Source organism: Simplicispira suum (assembly GCF_003008595.1).
Lineage (GTDB): Bacteria > Pseudomonadota > Gammaproteobacteria > Burkholderiales > Burkholderiaceae_C > Simplicispira > Simplicispira suum.
In genome coordinates, this window is the sequence record NZ_CP027669.1 from 2,583,644 (window position 1) to 2,600,853 (window position 17,210).

Consider the following 17,210-nt stretch of genomic DNA (forward strand, 5'->3'; position numbering starts at 1 on the left):
TTTGCCTGTGTGCAATGGCGCAGGCGCGTAAAAGTGCGTATCTGTGCCTTCTATTGCCCAGACTGCGGGGCCCGTGCGAGAACCAGCGCAGTCAGGTGCGTGACGCCGGCCTGTCGCAGCACCTGGGCCGCCGCGTGCAGCGTCGCGCCGGTCGTCATCACATCGTCCACCAGCACCGCGCGCCGGCCGCGCAGTGCATCGACGCGCAGCGGGTCCACAGCGAAAGCGCCTTGCAGGTTGTGCAGGCGCTGCGCGCGGCTCAAGGTATGCTGGTCAGCACCGGAATGCAGGCGCAGCAGCAGGCGCGGTGAGGCTTTCTGCGCACAGAGCGCGTGCGCCAGGCGCTCGGCCTGGTTGAAACCCCGCTCGCCCAGGCGGGTGGGTGAGAGCGGCACCGGAATCAGCCAGTCGGCGGCATCGATGGCCGGTTCTGCCCAAGGCGTGCTGCGCATCAACCTTGCCAATGGTGCTGCCCAGGCCGGGTCGCCACGAAACTTGAACTGCGCCAGCACCCCAGCCCAGGGGTAGGCGTAGTCGAGCGCCGCAATGCAGGCGTCGAGCAAGGGAGGATGTCGCAGGCAATGGCCACACTGACGTGCGCCCCCGGCCAGCGGCAGGGCGCAGGTGCTGCAGCGCGGGCGCGGCTGCGCAAAACGCGCGATGCAGGCCTCACACAAACGCTGCGCCGGCCAGCCGCCACACACGGCGCACTGGCTGGGCAGGCGCGCTGCCCAGGCGCTGAACGTGCGCAAGGGACTCCAGGGTTGGGCAAAGAGGCTGCGGCGTGCCATGGTGGTGTCCAATATAGGGCACGGCGCTGGGGTTTTTGTGCCCAGTTGGTGGGCTCAAGCGGCGCTGTCTGTAACACTCCCCCATGGCTTCCGATCTACCTCCCACTATTGACCCCGTAGCCGCCGCGCGCTGGCATGAGCGCGCTCCAGCCCTTTCACCCTGGTTGCACGAGGAGGTGGCGCGGCGCATGGAGCAGCGTTTGGGCTGGATTCGCGAGGCGCCGCGCGCCTGGTGCCATTGGGACCCGGTGCGCGGCGGTCTGGAGGCCCACGCCTTGCTCCGCCAGCGCTACCCCGATGTGCCCTGCCTCGTCAACGAGACGGCCCGGCATCGGCAGGCCGCAGCCCACGAAGCGCTCGCGCCTGCCTGGTGGAGCACAGAGCGCTGGGGGCGGGGAGCGGTGACGTTTGGCGCGCCGCAGAAAGGCTCGGTACAAATGCTCTGGGCCAACATGCTGCTGCACAGCGAGGCCGACCCGCGTGCCTTGATCGGCGCCTGGCAGCGCGCGCTGGACGTCGATGGCTACCTGATGTTCAGCTGTTTTGGCCCCGACACGCTGCGCGAGTTGCGCGCCGTGTATCAGAAGCAAGGCTGGCCGGAGCCCGCCCACGCGTTCACCGACATGCACGACTGGGGCGACATGCTGATAGAAGCAGGTTTTGCAGAACCCGTGATGGACATGGAGCGCATCACGCTCAGTTTTGCGACGCCCGAGCGATTGCTGCAGGAGCTGCGCGAGCTGGGCAGCAACCTGCATCCGGCTCGGCATCCAGCGCTGCGTGGGCGGCGCTGGCATCGCACTTTGTGCCAGGCGCTGGCCACCGACCTCGCTTTGCCAGACGCCGATGGCCAACTCGCCTTGAGCTTCGAGATTGTGTATGGGCATGCCTTCAAGCCCGTGCCGCGCGTCCCGGTGGCTGCGCACAGTGCGGTTTCTCTGGACGAAATGCGCAGCTTGCTGAAAAGCAAGGTGCCACGAACATGAGCGCAAATAAGCGCAAATCATGCCCATTGCTCTTGATGTAGAGCAAATTTGCGCCTCAGTCTCGTGAGTTTCCCTTGTCTCTCTGATCTGAAACAAGCCACGCTACAATCGCCCACCGCAAGAGCATGTCGTTTTCCGCGCAATGCGTGCCCTTTCAAGGGTGTGCAGCTTGCGCCGGAAAGCGCAAGTGCTGGTTTGTGCGGGTGGTGGACTGGGCGGGGCGCGTCTATCTTTTCGGCTACCCCTTAAGGCGTGCCGGCTGCATTGCACAACATGGCGCAGGCGCCATGGGTGCCGATCGGGATAGGGCGAGTTAACTGAGGCTTAGAAGCAAGTGAGAACTATGAAGAGCATTTTCAAGAGGTTGGCCCACGCTCTGATGCTGGCGGGCACCTGGGCAGCAGGTTCCGCCCACGCAGTCAATGATTTGCCGGGTGGTCCGAGCGTGAATCAGTTGAACCTGACTCGGGGCGTTACGCGCATCGCTGAGGAGCAGAGCAATCTGCACTGGATGATGCTCATCATCTGTACGGTGATTTTCATTGCCGTTTTCGGGGTGATGTTTTATTCGATCTGGAAACACCGCAAATCGCAGGGCGCGAAGGCCGCCAATTTTCACGAATCCGTCGCGGTGGAGATCACCTGGACGGTGGTTCCTTTTCTGATCATCATTGGCATGGCGCTTCCAGCAACCAAGGTGCTGGTGGCGCAGAAGGACACGACCAACGCCGACCTCACCATCAAGACCACCGGGTACCAATGGAAGTGGGGTTACGACTACATCAAGGGTGAAGGCGAAGGCCTCGCCTTCATTTCGACCCTCGACCCGGCGCAGCGCGCGATGTCCAATAGCGGCGACGTATCGCAGGCGCCGGACAACTACCTGTTCAAGGTGGACAACCCGCTGGTGGTTCCGGTGGGCAAGAAGATTCGCATCATCACCACGGCCAACGACGTGATCCACTCGTTCATGGTGCCTGCGTTTGGCATCAAGCAGGACGCCATCCCCGGTTTCGTGCGCGACACCTGGTTCCGCGCCGATTCGGTGGGCGATTTTTACGGCCAATGCGCCGAACTCTGCGGCAAGGAGCACGCCTACATGCCGATTCACGTCAAAGTGGTGTCGGCAGCGGACTACACGGCTTGGGTGGGCGGTGAAATGAAGAAAGTCGCGGCCAAGCAGGACGACCCGAACAAGGTCTGGGCGCTGGAGGACATCCTCAAGCGCGGCGAGAAGGTCTATGGCTCAAACTGCGCCGCCTGCCACCAGGCCAATGGCAAGGGTGCCGGCCCGATCAAACCGCTGGATGGTTCGGCCGTCGTGCGCGATGCCGACCATGCGCACCAGATCCAGATCGTCCTGCACGGAGCCGCGAATGGCGCCATGCCTTCGTGGAAGGCGCTCAGCGACACCGATCTGGCCGCAGTGATCACCTACACCAAGAACGCCTGGTCGAACAAGACGGGTCAGATCGTGCAGCCTGCTGAAATCGTCGCCCAGCGCAGCAAGTAAACGGCGTTGCAAAGAGTATTGAGGAATCCAACATGAGCGCAGTTCTTGACAATCCCGGGCACGTCGGCGGCCACGACCACGGCGACCACGCCCACCCAACCCCGACCGGTTGGCGCCGGTGGCTTTATGCCACCAACCACAAAGACATTGGTACGTTGTATCTGCTTTTTTCGTTCACCATGCTGATGGTGGGCGGCGTGCTGGCGCTGCTGATTCGTGCCGAGCTGTTTCAGCCCGGCCTGCAACTGGTCAATCCCGAGTTGTTTAACCAACTCACCACCATGCACGGCCTGATCATGGTGTTCGGTGCCATCATGCCGGCCTTCGTGGGTTTTGCGAACTGGATGATTCCGCTGCAGATCGGCGCCTCCGATATGGCGTTTGCGCGGATGAACAACTTCAGTTTCTGGCTGCTGGTGCCTGCTGCCATCATGCTGGTGGCCGGGTTCTTCATGCCCGGTGGTGCGCCGGCTGCCGGCTGGACGCTGTACGCGCCGTTGTCGCTGCAGATGGGCATGTCCATGGATTCGAGCATCTTTGCGCTGCATATCATGGGGGCCTCGTCCATCATGGGGGCGATCAACGTCATCGTCACCATTTTGAACATGCGCGCGCCTGGCATGACGCTGATGAAGATGCCCATGTTCTGCTGGACCTGGCTGATCACGGCCTACCTCTTGATCGCGGTGATGCCTGTGTTTGCCGGCGCCATCACCATGACACTGACCGACCGCCACTTTGGCACCAGCTTCTTCAATCCAGCAGGTGGCGGCGATCCAGTGATGTACCAGCACATTTTCTGGTTCTTCGGTCACCCCGAGGTCTACATCATGATCTTGCCGGCCTTCGGCATCATCAGCCAGGTCGTTCCGGCGTTCGCGCGCAAGAAGCTGTTTGGCTACGCCTCCATGGTCTATGCGGTGGCCGCAATTGCCATTCTCTCGTTCATCGTCTGGGCACATCACATGTTCACCACCGGCATGCCGGTGACCGGGCAGCTGTTCTTCATGTACGCCACGATGCTCATCTCGGTGCCGACGGCGGTGAAAATCTTCAACTGGGTGGCCACAATGTGGCGTGGTTCGATGACTTTCGAGACCCCGATGTTGTTTGCCATTGGCTTCATTTTTGTGTTCGCCATTGGCGGTTTCACGGGGCTGATTCCGGCGATTGCCCCCATTGATACCCAGATTCAGGATACCTACTACATCGTCGCGCACTTCCACTACGTGCTGGTGGCGGGTTCGCTCTTTGCCATGTTTGCCGGTGCGTATTACTGGCTGCCCAAGTGGACCGGTTTCATGTACTCCGAGCGCAGGGGTCAGATCCACTTCTGGTGGTCGATGATTTCCTTCAATATCACCTTTTTCCCGATGCACTTTCTGGGCCTTGCCGGCATGCCGCGACGCTACGCCGATTACCCAATGCAGTTTGCCGACTTCAACATGATCGTCAGCATCGGTGCCTTTGGTTTTGGTTTTGCGCAGGTGTATTTCTTCCTGTTCGTGGTGCTTCCGGCAATGCGTGGACGCGGCGTGCCCGCGCCCCAGCGGCCCTGGGATGGTGCCGAAGGTCTGGAGTGGGAAGTGCCTTCGCCCGCCCCCTTCCATACCTTTGAAAACCCGCCCAAGCTTGACGAAACCGCAACCCGCGTGATTGCCTGACCATGGCCCAGACACCCGAGCAGAAAAAAAGCAACCTGCGTCTTGGCTTGGTGCTTGCATCCATCGCGGCCACGTTTTTCATCGGGTTCTTGGTGAAGTTCATTTACCTGTCTCACTGAATGGTGGACCATGTCTGAGCGCCGTGAAAATGCCCGTATGGTGGGCAAACTTGCCATCGTTGCGCTGGGTATGTTTGCCTTCGGCTACGGTTTGATTCCGGTCTACAAACGCATTTGCGAAGTAACCGGCATCAACATCCTGGCACTGTCCGAGCGCCAGGTTCCGGGCAATGGAAAAGCCGGCAAGGACGTGCGCATTCCCAGCAACTCGCAGGTCGATCGCAGCCGCACCATCACCGTGGAGTTCGATGCCAACGCGCGGGGGCCGTGGAGTTTTCATCCTGCCAAGCGCTCGCTGGAAGTCCATCCTGGCGAACTCACGACAGTGATGTACGAGTTTCAGAACGTGCAAAACCGGCGCATGTCGGCGCAAGCCATACCGAGCTACGCCCCGCGCCAGGCTGCACCCTACTTCAACAAGGTCGAGTGCTTCTGCTTCAACCAATACACGCTGGAGCCCGGTGAGAAAAAGGAATGGCCTGTGGCCTTCGTCATCGATCCGAAGCTCTCCAAGGACGTAAAGACCATCACGTTGTCGTACACCTTCTTTGAGGTGGGCGCTGGAATTCCCCAGGCGCCCACGGCGGCATTGGTGATTGATGGGAAGGTGGGTTCATGAGCGAAGCGCCGAACCCAAAGGTTCGCTCTTCGGCGGAAGGCGGTTCGTTTCTTCGCAGCATGAAGGCGGTGGCGTGGGCCTTCCTGGGCCTGCGAAAGCGCAGCGAATACCAGCAAGATCTGGAGCAAATTCATCCACTGCACATCATTGCAGCCGGATTGTTGGGTTTTCTCCTGATCGTGGTATCGCTGGTGGCCCTGGTGCATTGGGTGGTGTGAGCTTCATTCGACACAAGACAGATACAAAGACAATAGATAGAGAGCAGGAGCTGAAATGAGTGCAACGACCTCGGGCGCAACCCCGTATTACTTTGTCCCGGCGGAATCGCCCCATCCCATCATGGCGGCCATCGGGCTGTTTTTTGTGATCCTGGGTGCGAGCCAGTGGATCAACAGCCATGCCTGGGGCATGTACGCTTTTATTTTCGGACTCGTGTGGTGGTTGGTCGTGCTGTTTCAATGGTTTCGCCAGGCAGCGCACGAGAGCGAACGCGGCCTGTACGGCTACAAGGTGGACCTCTCGTTCCGCTGGAGCATGAGCTGGTTCATCTTTTCAGAGGTGATGTTCTTCGGTGCCTTTTTCACCGCCTTGTGGTGGGCACGCGCGCACTCGGTGCCGGCGCTGGGGGGACTCGAAAACGCCTTGCTGTGGCCCGATTTCAAAGCGGTATGGCCAACGGTGGCTGCCGGTGCCACCGCTTCGCCGGCTGGGATCGTCGAACCGTTTCAGACCGTGGGTCCGTTTTGGTTGCCCACCATCAACACTGCTTTGCTCCTGAGTTCCGGCGTGACCTTGACCTTCGCGCACCATGCATTGCGTGCCAGCCAGCGGGGTCGCACGATTGCGCTCATGTGGCTCACCGTCGCCCTGGGCTTCACGTTCCTTTGCGTGCAGGGCTACGAGTACTATCACCTCTACACGGAACTCAATCTCAAGCTGAACTCCGGGATTTACGGCACCACATTTTTCATGCTGACGGGATTCCACGGCTTCCACGTGTTTCTCGGCATGTTGATGCTGTTGTTTATTACGCTTCGTCTGCAAAGCGGACACTTCACTGCAGAGCGGCACTTCGGTTTTGAAGGTGCGGCCTGGTATTGGCACTTTGTGGACGTGGTCTGGCTGGGGCTTTACGTGCTGGTCTATTGGATGTGATGGCTTCGGCCGCACTGCAAAAAGGCGCCATGGGGCGCCTTTGTTACTCCAACGGGACGCCCGTAGGCTGGATGTATCCCAGCTTCCAGGCCAGCAGCATGCATACAAACAGAAGAATCGACAGCCCGACGCGCAGCGCCAAAGCCCAGGCCATGCGTTGCCCGCGCTTCTGGTCGTCTTTGCCCGTGCGCATCATGAAGAAGAGGGCGGAACCAAGGCTGGCGAGAATGGCAAGAAAGCCCAGTGCGACAAGAATTTTCATGAAGGCCATTATCTGGTGAGCGCTTCTTTTTCGCTGCGCAGCAGTCTCCGTTTGTGGCTGGTTTCGCTGGCGGCCTGTGCGGGCATTTTGAGCACGGGTGCGCTCGGGCGCTGGCAATGGGAGCGTGCAGCAGAGAAAGAGGCGCTGGCAGCGGAACTGGCGGCGCGCAGCGTTCAGGCACCGCTTGCGGGGGCGGAACTGCAAGCGGCGTTGGCGCCCCGGACTGCAGAGAGCAATCCAGACAAGTTTCTATTCCACAGTGTGAAGCTGCATGGCCGGTGGCTGCCAAAGTACACGGTGTACTTGGACAACCGCCAGATGGACGGACACCAGGGGTTTTTTGTGATCACGCCGCTGCAGCTTGCTGGCCAAGACACCGTGGTCCTGGTTCAGCGCGGCTGGGCGCCGCGCAATTTTCTGGAGCGGACCGCACTGCCGCCGGTACTCACTCCAGAGGGTGAAGTCGAGGTCAACGGGCACTTGGTGGCTGAAACAACGCCGATCTATGCCTTGGGAAGTGGCCAGGGGGAACAGGGGTTTTTGCGTATCCGGCAGAATCTGTCTCTTGATGCCTTTCGTGCCGAGACCAGCTTGGCGCTTGCCGGCCTGGTGGTGGTGCAGGACGGCGCTCCCTCCGAGGGCTTGCTGCGCCACTGGCTGCCGCCGGATACCGGTGTGCAGAAGAATTACGGCTACGTCTTCCAATGGTTCGCGCTTTGCGGCCTGATTTCGGGTTTATATGTCTGGTTCCAATTCATCCGACCTCGCCGCCACCGTGCGTGATGGCGCTGCAGCCCATCCCTTGGGCCTGACCGTCCATGGTCTGCCGCCTGTGGGTGATGCCGTGCGCTCAGCCCAGAGCGGGCGCGGTGCGCGCTGGAAGCTGCTGGCGCTGCTGCTTGTGTGCGCCGCACCAGTCGTGGCGTCGTACTTCACCTATTACGTCATTCGGCCGGAGGGACATCGCAATTTCGGCAGTTTGATTGAGCCGCAGCGGCCGATGCCGGCGCTGCCCACTGTCGATCTCCAAGGTCGTACCGGGAATCTGGCCGCACTGAAAAATCAATGGTTGCTGGTCAGCGTGGCGCCTGCGGCGTGCCCCTCCGATTGCGAGCAGCGCCTGTACCTGCAGCGGCAGCTGCGCGAGAGCCTGGGCAAGGAAAAAGAGCGCGTCGACTGGGTTTGGCTGCTCAGTGATGGAGCGGCCATACCCGAGGCGCTGCGAGCAGGGGTTTCCACTGCGAAGGTGCTGCGCGTGGATCCCCAGGCGCTGGCGGGCTGGCTGCAGCCCGACGCTGGACACGCCTTGCAAGAGCACCTCTACGTCGTCGACCCCATGGGCCATTGGATGATGCGGTTTCCACCCAACATGGATGCGGCTGCTGCAGCGCGCGCCAAGCGCGACATGGAGCGCCTGCTGCGCGCATCTGCCGGATGGGATACAGCCGGGCGACCGAGCGAGCCATGAACAGCGCGCAGCCACTCTACGATCTTGCCCCGCTGCTGCGCATGCTGGCACTGGGCGCGCTCATCGCGCTGGTCCCGCTGGCCTGGGTGCTCTGGCGCAACCGCGGCGCACAGCGCTCGCGCCGCTGGCAGGCGCTGACCGTGCTGACCCTGTTTCTCACCTTTGACCTGGTGTTGTTTGGCGCCTTCACTCGCTTGACCGACTCCGGCCTGGGCTGCCCGGATTGGCCGGGGTGCTACGGCAACGCCAGCCCGTTGGGAGCGCACGCAGACATTTCAGCGGCGCAGACGGCGTTGCCCAGCGGCCCCGTGACCCACGGCAAAGCTTGGGTGGAGATGGTGCATCGCTATCTCGCTACCAGCGTCGGAGCGTTGATCACCGTCTTGGCCGTGGCTGCGTGGCTAGGGTGGTGGCGTGCACGCCGCGCTGGACGAAGTACTTTCGACGGTCCAAGCCCCGGCTGGGCGACGCTGACCCTGGTCTGGGTTTGTATACAGGGCGCGTTTGGCGCACTGACGGTGACCATGAAGCTGTTCCCCGCTATCGTCACCCTGCATCTTGCTGGTGGTGTGGTGCTTTTGGCCTTGCTGTGCGTGCAGGCAGTGCGCCAGACGGCGGTCAAAACCGACGAGATCACGCTGACCCAACCCGCCGGACTGCGCAAGCTTGCCTGGTGGGGGCTCGCCATGCTGAGCCTCCAGGTGCTGCTGGGAGGCTGGGTGAGCACCAACTACGCCGTGTTGGCATGCAGCAGCTTTCCCTCCTGTCAGGGGAGCTGGTGGCCGGACATGAATTTCGCCCAAGGTTTTTCGCTGTGGCGTCATCTGGGGGTTTTGTCCGATGGGCGTCCCATCGATTTTTCTGCACTGACCGCCATCCACTACACGCACCGCTTGTTTTCTTACGCGGTGTTTGTCGTCCTTGGCTTTCTGGCTTGGCGACTGCACCGCGCAGGTGCGGGACTTTGGTCCCGGCAGGCGCGATGGCTGGCGGGCCTGTTGTTGCTGCAGTTCATGACCGGGTTGAGCAATGTGGTGCTTGACTGGCCTTTGCCGGCGGCGGTGCTTCATACCGGCGGCGCAGCGGCGCTGGTCGTGGTGCTTACCTGGATTCTTGAAACGCAGCGCCCGCGCGCACAGGCTGCTCCCGCGCCCATGGTCCAACCGCGTATCGTGGAGGCACAGCTATGACGACACTGACTTCTGGAGAGCTGGGCCTGCGCTCTCGCGTGGCTCAGTACTATGCGTTGGCCAAGCCGCGCGTCATCCAGCTCATCGTTTTCTGCGCCCTGATCGGCATGGTGCTGGCTGTGCCTGGATGGCCTACGGCGGCCGAGCTGCTGCGTATGGCGATTGCCTGCCTGGGCATCTGGCTCGTGGCTGGTGCTGCTGCGGCTTTCAACTGCCTCGTCGAAAAAGGTATTGATTCGCGCATGAAGCGCACGTCCTGGAGGCCCACGGCCAAAGGCGAGCTGTCGGACAGGCAGGCGCTGATGTTCTCTGCCGTGCTGGTGAGCGTCGGCTCGCTCATCCTGTACATCTGGATCAACCCGCTGACCATGTGGCTGACATTTGCCACCTTTGTCGGCTATGCGGTGATCTACACCTTGGTGCTCAAACCCCTGACGCCACAGAACATCGTCATCGGCGGTGCCTCGGGCGCCATGCCGCCGGTACTGGGCTGGGCGGCCATGCGGGGCGACGTAGGGCCGGAGGCACTGATCCTCTTCCTCATCATCTTTCTGTGGACGCCGCCGCATTTCTGGGCGCTGGCTCTGTACCGCGTCGAAGACTACCGCAAGGCGGGCCTGCCCATGCTGCCGGTCACGCATGGCAACGTCTTTACCCGTCTGCAGGTGTTCCTGTACACCTTGATCCTGTTTGCCGGCTGCCTGATGCCTTTTGTCTATGGCATGAGTTCCTGGATTTATCTGGTGGCCGCCGTGGTGTTCAGCACCGGTTTTTGCGTGTATGGCTTTGCGCTGTGGCGAAACTATTCCGACGCCCTGGCCCGGCGTACTTTTCGTTTTTCACTGATCCACCTGAGCGGCGTGTTTGCCGCTCTGCTGGTGGATCACTACCTTTTGTGAATCCTCCATGTTCCGTAGAAATGCTCTTCAATTAATAGCTATTAGCGCTTTATCCATAAGCGCTGGAGGCCTTTTGACCGCTTGTTCCAAGTCTGCACCAGAGTTTCGCGGCGTGGACATCACTGGCGCCGAGTACGCACATGATTTCGCCTTGCCCGACCAGGACGGCAAGGTCCGCAGTCTCAAGGATTTCGCTGGCAAGGTGGTGGTGGTGTTCTTTGGCTACACCCAGTGTCCCGACGTTTGTCCGGCCACGATGCAGGAACTTGCGCAGGTCAAGGAGATGCTGGGCCCCGATGGCGAGCGCCTGCAAGCGGTGTTTGTCACCGTAGATCCAGAGCGTGATACGCCCGAGCTGCTCAAGGCCTACATGGCCAATTTCGATCCCAGCTTTGTCGCGCTGCGTGGAGACGACGCGCAGACGATCGCTGTTGCCAAAGACTTCAAGATCTATTTCAAGAAGGTGGACGGCCAGACGCCGACGAGCTACACGATGGACCATTCGGCGGGCAGCTACATTTTTGACCCGGCAGGGCGGGTGCGCGTCTACAGCCGCTACGGAAGCGGCCCGGACGCCGTAGCGCAGGATGTGCGCAGTTTGCTGAACGAGGCGAAATAAGCCGCTGCGTCAGGGCGGTTCAGGCCGCAGCGCCGGCCGAGTGCGCGCGGGCTGCGCGGGAGCGCTCTGGCGGCAGGTAGCGCGAGAGGGCCAGACCATCGGTGCGGATTTCTGGCGTATGCCCCATGGTCAGGTCGGCGACCAGCTTTCCCGAGCCGCAGGCCATGGTCCATCCGAGTGTGCCGTGGCCGGTGTTGAGCAGCAGGTTGGCATACGGCGTGGCGCCAACGATGGGCGTGCTGTCGGGGGTCATGGGGCGCAGTCCGGTCCAGAATTCGGCTTTGGGCAGGTCGCCGCCGGGGAACAGATCGCTCACCACCATCTCCAGCGTCGCGCGCCGGCGCGGATTGAGCGACAAGTCAAAGCCGGCCAGCTCCGCCATTCCGCCGACGCGGATGCGATTGTCAAAGCGCGTGACCGCGACCTTGTAGGTCTCGTCGAGCACGGTCGACTGCGGCGCCAGTTCGGAGTTCAGCAGCGGCACCGTCAGCGAATAGCCTTTCACCGGATACACCGGGAGCTTGAGCCCCAGGGGCTCCAGGAAACCGCGTGAATAGCTGCCAAAGGCCAGGACGTAGCGGTCGGCTGTCAGTACCTGCCCGCCGACCCGCACACCGGTGATGCGATTGCCTTCGGTGACCAAGCCCTCAACGGTCTGATCGAAGCGGAAATCGACGCCCAGGCCCCGCGCCAGTTCGGCCAACGCCTGGGTGAACATGTGGCAGTCGCCGGTTTCGTCGTTGGGCAGGCGCAGCCCGCCGGTCAGGCGCTCGCGTGCTTGCGCCAGCGCCGGCTCAGCGGTGGTGAGCTGGTCGCGGTCCAACAATTCATAGGGAACGCCGCATTCCTTCAAAACCGCCACGTCACGCTGCACGGCATCGAGTTGGGCCTGCGTGCGAAACAGTTGCAGCGTGCCCTGGCTGCGGTGTTCGTAGGCAATGCCAGTGTCAGCGCGCAGTTGGCGCAGACAGGCGCGGCTGTACTCGGCGACGCGCATCATGCGTTCCTTGTTGACCGCGTAGCGGTCAGCCGAGCAGTTCTTCAGCATGGCCGCCATCCAGCGCAACTGGAACAGGCTGCCGTCCGGGCGAATGGAGAGCGGTGCATGCTTCTGGAACATCCACTTCATCGCCTTGAACGGAATGCCGGGCGCGGCCCAGGGCGTGGAATAGCCGGGGGACACCTGGCCGGCGTTGGCGAAGCTGGTTTCTTGCGCGACGCTGTTCTGGCGGTCAAGTACAACCACCTGTGCGCCCGAGCGGGCCAGGTAATACGCAGTCGTGGTACCGATCACGCCGCCACCGAGAATTATGACTTTCATCGCGCACTCCCGTTCAAACAAGATTTATAGGAAGTTTATTGACTATGTCGCGATAAATTTCACTTAAAAATGTGCATGTAACCAGAATTTCAGCTGAAATAGAGGGCCCTTTTGTTGCCGGACGCTTCAAATGACTGAGCTCGACCGCATCGACCGAAAAATTCTCGATATCCTGCAGCGCCAGGGACGCATTTCCATGACCGACCTGGCCGAGCAAATCGGCCTGTCAACCTCACCGTGCTCTGAGCGGGTGCGGCGCATGGAGCGCGAGAAGGTCATCACCGGCTACCACGCGCGCGTTGACCCGGCGGCGCTCGGCAAGACACTGCTGGTCTTCGTGGAAATCACGCTGTCGTCCAAGTCCGGCGATGTCTTTGACAAAGTGCGCCAGGAGCTGCTGCACCTGCCCGAGGTGATGGAATGCCACTTGGTCTCTGGCAGCTTTGACTACCTTGTCAAGGCGCGGCTCGGCGGCATGAACGAATACCGCCATCTGCTCGGGGACATGCTGAAAAAGCTTCCCGTCACCGCCCAGTCCCACAGCTATGTGGTGATGGAGGAGGTGAAGGAAAGCCAGGTCCTGCCGATGGACCGCTGAGGAGTGCCGCGCTGCGCTGCGGGGCGGTCTATTGCGCGGTGATGTGGTGCGCGCGAATGACGTCGCCGAGCATCTGCGCATCGCTCTGCACACGCCGTGCCAGGCCTTCCGCAGTGGTGCCAGTCACTTGCCAGCCTTGCTGGAACAGTTTTTCGCGAATCTCGGGCCGCCGCGCAATCTCGGCGAACAGCGCCGAGAGGCGCGCCACCACTTGCGGCGGCATGGACCTTGGTGCTGCCACGGCGTTCCAGATTTCCAGGTGGAAGTCCTTGACCCCGGCTTCGGCGAGGCTCGCGTATTCCGGCACCAGGGCACTGCGTCCGGCCGACGTGATGCCGACGATGCGCAGTTTGCCGCCGCGCGCCTGTGCTGCGGCCATGGCAGGGGGCAGAAGCGCAAGCTGCACCTGGCCACTGATGAGGGCATTGATCACCTGGGGGTTGCCGGCATAAGGCACGTGCACTGGGCGTATGCCCGTTTTTCCCTTGAGCAGTTCCATACCGATGTGGGCCACGGTGCCCACGCCGGGTGTGGCGTAGTTCCAGGTGTCACCGGCTTCACGTGCCGCAGCGAAAAACTCCTGGGCCGTGGTGCCCGGTGCGTTGGCGGGCGCTGCCAGTGCCAGGGGTGCGGTGCCAATCAGACTGACTGGCGCAAAGTCCTTCAAGGGGTCGTAGTTCAGACGCGGTTGAATCAACTTGGCGATCGTCATGTTGCCGTTGATCATTACGCCCAGCGTGTGCCCGTCTGTGGCGTGCGCAACGGCGCTGGCCGCAATGTTGCCGCCCGCGCCCACACGATTTTCCACCACCACGGTCTGACCCAGGGCCTGAGCAAGCGGCTCGGCCAGTGTGCGCGCCACCAGATCGGGCGACGAGCCGCCTGGAAAGCCAACGACCAGCTTGAGCGTACGGCTCGGCCAGCGCGGCATGGTAGCCGTGTCCGCAGCGTGGACCCCAGGCAATGCGGTTGCGAGCAGTGCGCCCGCGCCATAAGCGAGCGCACTGCGGCGCGAAGGACATGCAGACATCAAACCCCTCATATTTAAAAAGGCGCGCAACCGGTGAGGGTGGCGCGCCTACTGGCAAACCTTGAACGATCAGGCGTACTCGGCCAGCGTCTTCTTCATTTTCTTCATGGCCGCGACTTCAATCTGGCGAATGCGCTCGGCGCTGACGCCGTACTCGGCCGCGAGTTCGTGCAGCGTCATGCCGCCCGAGCCATCGTCGTTCACATTCAACCAGCGCTGTTCCACGATGCGTCGACTGCGATCATCCAGGCTGGTCAGGGCGGTGGCAATGCCGTCGGTTGCCAGCATGTCGCGTTGGTGCGATTCGATCATCGCCGTAGGTTCGTGCGCGGCATCGGCCAGGTAAGCGATAGGGCCAAAGGCCTGTTCGCCATCGTCGGACGGAGCGGGATCGAGCAGGATGTCGCCGCCGGACATGCGAACTTCCATCTCCATCACCTCTTCGCGCTTGACCTTGAGTTGGTCCGCAATCACGCCGATCTCGTGTTCCGATAGACGGCTGCGGTGCGTGTCCTCGTCCAGGGCATCGGCCTTGAAACCTTGCTTCATGGAGCGCAGGTTAAAGAACAGCTTGCGCTGCGCCTTGGTGGTGGCCACCTTGACCATGCGCCAATTCTTCAGGATGTACTCGTGAATCTCGGCCTTGATCCAGTGCATGGCGTAGCTCACCAAGCGCACGCCTTGGTCCGGGTCGAAACGCTTGACGGCTTTCATCAAGCCCACGTTGCCTTCCTGAATCAGATCGCCGTGCGGCAGGCCATAGCCCAGGTACTGGCGCGAGATGGAAACGACCAGGCGCAGATGCGACATGATCAGCCGCCCTGCTGCGTCCAGGTCGTTGTTCTGGCGCAGGCTGCGCGCGGCGGCTTGCTCTTCTTCGAGCGTAAGCAGCGGCAGGCGGTTGGCGGCTGAGATATAGGCGTCCAGATTCCCCAGCGGCGGCACCAGCGCCCACGGGTTGGCCGGGGCCAGCGCGGTTGTTGCAGATCCAGAGGGGAGTTTCATTCCAGCGTTCCTTTCTTCCATTGCCAAATATTAGCACTCTCTTAGAGAGACTGCTAACTGCTTAGTTCCCCGTTCGATCGTCGGACCAAGCCGACACTTGGGAAATAGAAGAAATTCGGGTCTAGCGCATGGTGATGTTGCATTTATTGCTATTGATGCAATAGCATGCTGCGATGTGTTCTGCATACCGCCCCACAGGCGCGAGGAAATTGAATGATCTTTTTGGAAGCATCCGCCGACTTGGCGGCCGTCACCACGACCGTCTCCAGTGCCCAGGAAGCGCGGAGCCTGGCGCAGGCGGTGCTGGGCCAGCGCCTCGCCGCCTGCGTGCAGGTGGAGGCGGTGGTTTCGCACTATCGCTGGGAGGGTGCGCTGCAGGAAGCGGGCGAGCACCGGCTGGTTTTCAAGGCGCTGCCTGAAGCCGTGCCCGCGCTGCTCGGCGCGCTGCGCGCCCTGCATCCTTACGACTTGCCCGAGCTGGTGGTGCAGCCGCTGCGGGCGACAGCGGAATATGCCGATTGGGTTCGGCAGGAGGCGGCAGCCTGACCCTCAGGTCAACAAGGCCAGCGCAAACTCGCGCGCGTTGAAGGTCTCCAGATCTTCGAGTTGTTCGCCGACGCCGATGAAGTACACCGGCAGCGGACGCTCCTGGGCAATCGCGGCCAGCACGCCGCCCTTGGCTGTGCCGTCGAGCTTGGTGACCACGAGGCCGGTGAGCTGCAGAGCGTCGTCGAAGGCGCGCACCTGAGCCAGTGCGTTCTGGCCGGTGTTGCCGTCAATGACCAGCAGGACCTCGTGCGGCGGCTGGCCGATGCCGGCGGCGCCTGGACTGCTGCCTGCCTTGGCGATGGTGCGTTTGATCTTGCGCAGCTCTTCCATCAGGTGCAATTGGGTGGGCAGGCGCCCTGCGGTATCGACCAGGACCACGTCCTTGCCGCGCGCCCGCCCGGCCATGACAGCGTCAAAGCTCACCGCAGCCGGGTCACCGCCCTCCTGGCTGACGATTTCCACGGTATTGCGGTCCGCCCAAACGCCCAGCTGCTCGCGCGCCGCAGCGCGGAAGGTGTCGGCTGCAGCCAGCAGCACGCTGGCGCCGGCTTGCGCGAGGTGGCGCGTGAGCTTGCCAATCGATGTGGTCTTGCCGGCACCGTTGACGCCGGCCACCATGATCACCGTGGGCGTGAATTCGCCGATCACCAGGGATTTTTCGAGGGGCCGCAGCAGATCGGTCAGCGCATCGACCAGCAGGCCTTTGACGGCGGCCGGGTCGGTGGTGCGGCTGTCTTTGACGCGGCGCTTGAGATCGGCCAACAGGTATTGCGTGGCCTTGACACCGGTGTCGGCCATCAGCAGGGCTTCTTCCAGCTCCTCGTACAGCGCCTCGTCGATGCGTGTTCCTGTGAACACGGTGGCGATGCTGCTGCTGGTTTTGCGCAGGCCGCCGCGCAGGCGTTCCATCCAGTTCTTGCGAGCCGGTGCAAGCGCGTCAGGGGTGTCGGTCAAGACGGGCGCCTGGGTTTGGGGGGCTGCTGGCTGGATGGCTGGCGCCACGGGACTGCTGATGGGTGCGGGCGAGGCCCGTGCTGGCGTTGGGCTGTCCCGCGTCTCTGACGGCTGCGCCCCGGATGCCGGCGCGAGGGTGGGTGCGGGCGTTGGCTCGGGCGCCGGCGAGACCGCAGGCGCAGGCGCAGGTATGGGCGCACTGCGTGCAAAGGGATTGCGCAGCCAGGCGCGGGCGCCCGTCGCCGGTGCCTCTGGGGTGGGCGCTGCAGTGGACACGGTTGCGAGTGTTGCTTGAGGCAGCGGCGCAGGCACAGGCGCGGTTGCCGACTGCGCAGGTTCAGTCCCGGACGCCGGAGGCGAAACGACTGAAACGACAGGCGCTTGCGTCGCAACAGCCGGGGCGATGACGGGAAGGTCAGCGGGCGAAATGGCCGGAGGCGCTGCAGGCAGCGTGGCCGGCGTTGCCGT

20 protein-coding genes are annotated in these 17,210 nt (G+C 62.3%); 14 read left to right on the forward strand and 6 right to left on the reverse strand.

The genetic code is table 11. The annotated features are described in order from the left end of the window. Positions 1 to 50 precede the first annotated feature (50 nt). Positions 51 to 791, reverse strand: coding sequence for a ComF family protein (locus tag C6571_RS11980; RefSeq protein WP_106446880.1), 741 nt, complete (start codon positions 789 to 791; stop codon positions 51 to 53). Positions 792 to 874: 83 nt separating this feature from the next. Between C6571_RS11980 and C6571_RS11985 the strand changes: the two genes are divergently transcribed. The 7 genes from C6571_RS11985 (at position 875) to C6571_RS12010 (ending at position 6,847) form a co-directional block, all read left to right on the forward strand. Further along, positions 875 to 1,777 carry a biotin synthase gene (locus C6571_RS11985; RefSeq protein ID WP_106446881.1) on the forward strand — a complete coding sequence of 301 codons (903 nt, stop codon included), beginning with the start codon at positions 875 to 877 and terminating at the stop codon, positions 1,775 to 1,777. Positions 1,778 to 2,120: 343 nt separating this feature from the next. After that, entirely contained in the window at positions 2,121 to 3,290 is a 1,170-nt protein-coding gene (gene coxB, locus C6571_RS11990; protein WP_106446882.1) for a cytochrome c oxidase subunit II, read from the forward strand. A 32-nt stretch (positions 3,291 to 3,322) separates the two neighbouring features. Continuing rightward, a complete protein-coding gene (gene ctaD, locus C6571_RS11995) occupies positions 3,323 to 4,954 on the forward strand; it encodes a cytochrome c oxidase subunit I (RefSeq protein WP_106446883.1) in 1,632 nt (543 codons plus the stop codon). A 2-nt stretch (positions 4,955 to 4,956) separates the two neighbouring features. Next, positions 4,957 to 5,073: a cytochrome oxidase small assembly protein gene (locus C6571_RS19880; RefSeq protein WP_211300631.1), complete on the forward strand. Its 117-nt coding sequence runs from the start codon at positions 4,957 to 4,959 to the stop codon at positions 5,071 to 5,073. Positions 5,074 to 5,083: 10 nt separating this feature from the next. Next, the gene (locus tag C6571_RS12000; RefSeq protein ID WP_106446884.1) at positions 5,084 to 5,692 is read left to right on the forward strand and encodes a cytochrome c oxidase assembly protein; all 609 of its coding nucleotides are present in this window, start codon (positions 5,084 to 5,086) and stop codon (positions 5,690 to 5,692) included. Then, positions 5,689 to 5,910: a DUF2970 domain-containing protein gene (locus C6571_RS12005; protein ID WP_106446885.1), complete on the forward strand. Its 222-nt coding sequence runs from the start codon at positions 5,689 to 5,691 to the stop codon at positions 5,908 to 5,910. The genes C6571_RS12000 and C6571_RS12005 overlap by 4 nt, the downstream gene beginning before the upstream one ends. Positions 5,911 to 5,965: 55 nt before the next feature. Next, a complete protein-coding gene (locus tag C6571_RS12010) occupies positions 5,966 to 6,847 on the forward strand; it encodes a cytochrome c oxidase subunit 3 (RefSeq protein ID WP_106446886.1) in 882 nt (293 codons plus the stop codon). Between the two features lie 43 nt (positions 6,848 to 6,890). Here C6571_RS12010 and C6571_RS12015 read toward each other — a convergent pair whose 3' ends face one another. Next, on the reverse strand, positions 6,891 to 7,109 hold the full coding sequence (locus C6571_RS12015; protein ID WP_211300632.1) for a twin transmembrane helix small protein: 219 nt from the start codon (positions 7,107 to 7,109) through the stop codon (positions 6,891 to 6,893). A gap of 12 nt (positions 7,110 to 7,121) precedes the next feature. Between C6571_RS12015 and C6571_RS12020 the strand changes: the two genes are divergently transcribed. From C6571_RS12020 to C6571_RS12040, 5 genes are read left to right on the forward strand one after another with little or no spacing between them, the layout of a single operon-like run. Then, positions 7,122 to 7,892 (forward strand): SURF1 family protein, encoded by a 771-nt coding sequence (locus C6571_RS12020; protein ID WP_420852924.1) that lies wholly within the window; start codon positions 7,122 to 7,124, stop codon positions 7,890 to 7,892. Beyond that, positions 7,849 to 8,577, forward strand: a complete 729-nt coding sequence (locus tag C6571_RS12025; RefSeq protein WP_106446888.1) for a hypothetical protein — start codon at positions 7,849 to 7,851, stop codon at positions 8,575 to 8,577. The genes C6571_RS12020 and C6571_RS12025 overlap by 44 nt, the downstream gene beginning before the upstream one ends. Beyond that, complete coding sequence (locus tag C6571_RS12030; protein ID WP_106446889.1) at positions 8,574 to 9,767, forward strand: COX15/CtaA family protein; 1,194 nt, start codon at positions 8,574 to 8,576, stop codon at positions 9,765 to 9,767. The genes C6571_RS12025 and C6571_RS12030 overlap by 4 nt, the downstream gene beginning before the upstream one ends. Next, a complete protein-coding gene (gene cyoE, locus C6571_RS12035) occupies positions 9,764 to 10,666 on the forward strand; it encodes a heme o synthase (protein WP_106446890.1) in 903 nt (300 codons plus the stop codon). Before C6571_RS12030 ends, cyoE begins: the two co-directional genes overlap by 4 nt. 7 nt (positions 10,667 to 10,673) lie before the next feature. Further along, on the forward strand, positions 10,674 to 11,285 hold the full coding sequence (locus C6571_RS12040) for an SCO family protein (RefSeq protein WP_106446891.1): 612 nt from the start codon (positions 10,674 to 10,676) through the stop codon (positions 11,283 to 11,285). Positions 11,286 to 11,304: 19 nt separating this feature from the next. On the opposite strand, the gene C6571_RS12045 is transcribed toward C6571_RS12040, so the two are convergent. After that, complete coding sequence (locus C6571_RS12045; protein WP_106446892.1) at positions 11,305 to 12,606, reverse strand: D-amino acid dehydrogenase; 1,302 nt, start codon at positions 12,604 to 12,606, stop codon at positions 11,305 to 11,307. Positions 12,607 to 12,736: 130 nt separating this feature from the next. On the opposite strand from C6571_RS12045, the gene C6571_RS12050 reads away from it, so the two are divergent. Continuing rightward, positions 12,737 to 13,204, forward strand: a complete 468-nt coding sequence (locus C6571_RS12050) for a winged helix-turn-helix transcriptional regulator (RefSeq protein ID WP_106446893.1) — start codon at positions 12,737 to 12,739, stop codon at positions 13,202 to 13,204. Positions 13,205 to 13,232: 28 nt separating this feature from the next. On the opposite strand, the gene C6571_RS12055 is transcribed toward C6571_RS12050, so the two are convergent. Then, complete coding sequence (locus tag C6571_RS12055) at positions 13,233 to 14,234, reverse strand: Bug family tripartite tricarboxylate transporter substrate binding protein (protein WP_106446894.1); 1,002 nt, start codon at positions 14,232 to 14,234, stop codon at positions 13,233 to 13,235. A 69-nt stretch (positions 14,235 to 14,303) separates the two neighbouring features. Further along, complete coding sequence (rpoH, locus tag C6571_RS12060; RefSeq protein WP_106446895.1) at positions 14,304 to 15,239, reverse strand: RNA polymerase sigma factor RpoH; 936 nt, start codon at positions 15,237 to 15,239, stop codon at positions 14,304 to 14,306. Positions 15,240 to 15,452: 213 nt separating this feature from the next. Between rpoH and cutA the strand changes: the two genes are divergently transcribed. Beyond that, positions 15,453 to 15,785, forward strand: a complete 333-nt coding sequence (gene cutA, locus C6571_RS12065) for a divalent-cation tolerance protein CutA (protein ID WP_106446896.1) — start codon at positions 15,453 to 15,455, stop codon at positions 15,783 to 15,785. Positions 15,786 to 15,788: 3 nt separating this feature from the next. On the opposite strand, the gene ftsY is transcribed toward cutA, so the two are convergent. Beyond that, the gene (ftsY, locus tag C6571_RS12070; protein WP_420852925.1) at positions 15,789 to 17,147 is read right to left on the reverse strand and encodes a signal recognition particle-docking protein FtsY; all 1,359 of its coding nucleotides are present in this window, start codon (positions 17,145 to 17,147) and stop codon (positions 15,789 to 15,791) included. Positions 17,148 to 17,210 lie beyond the last annotated feature (63 nt).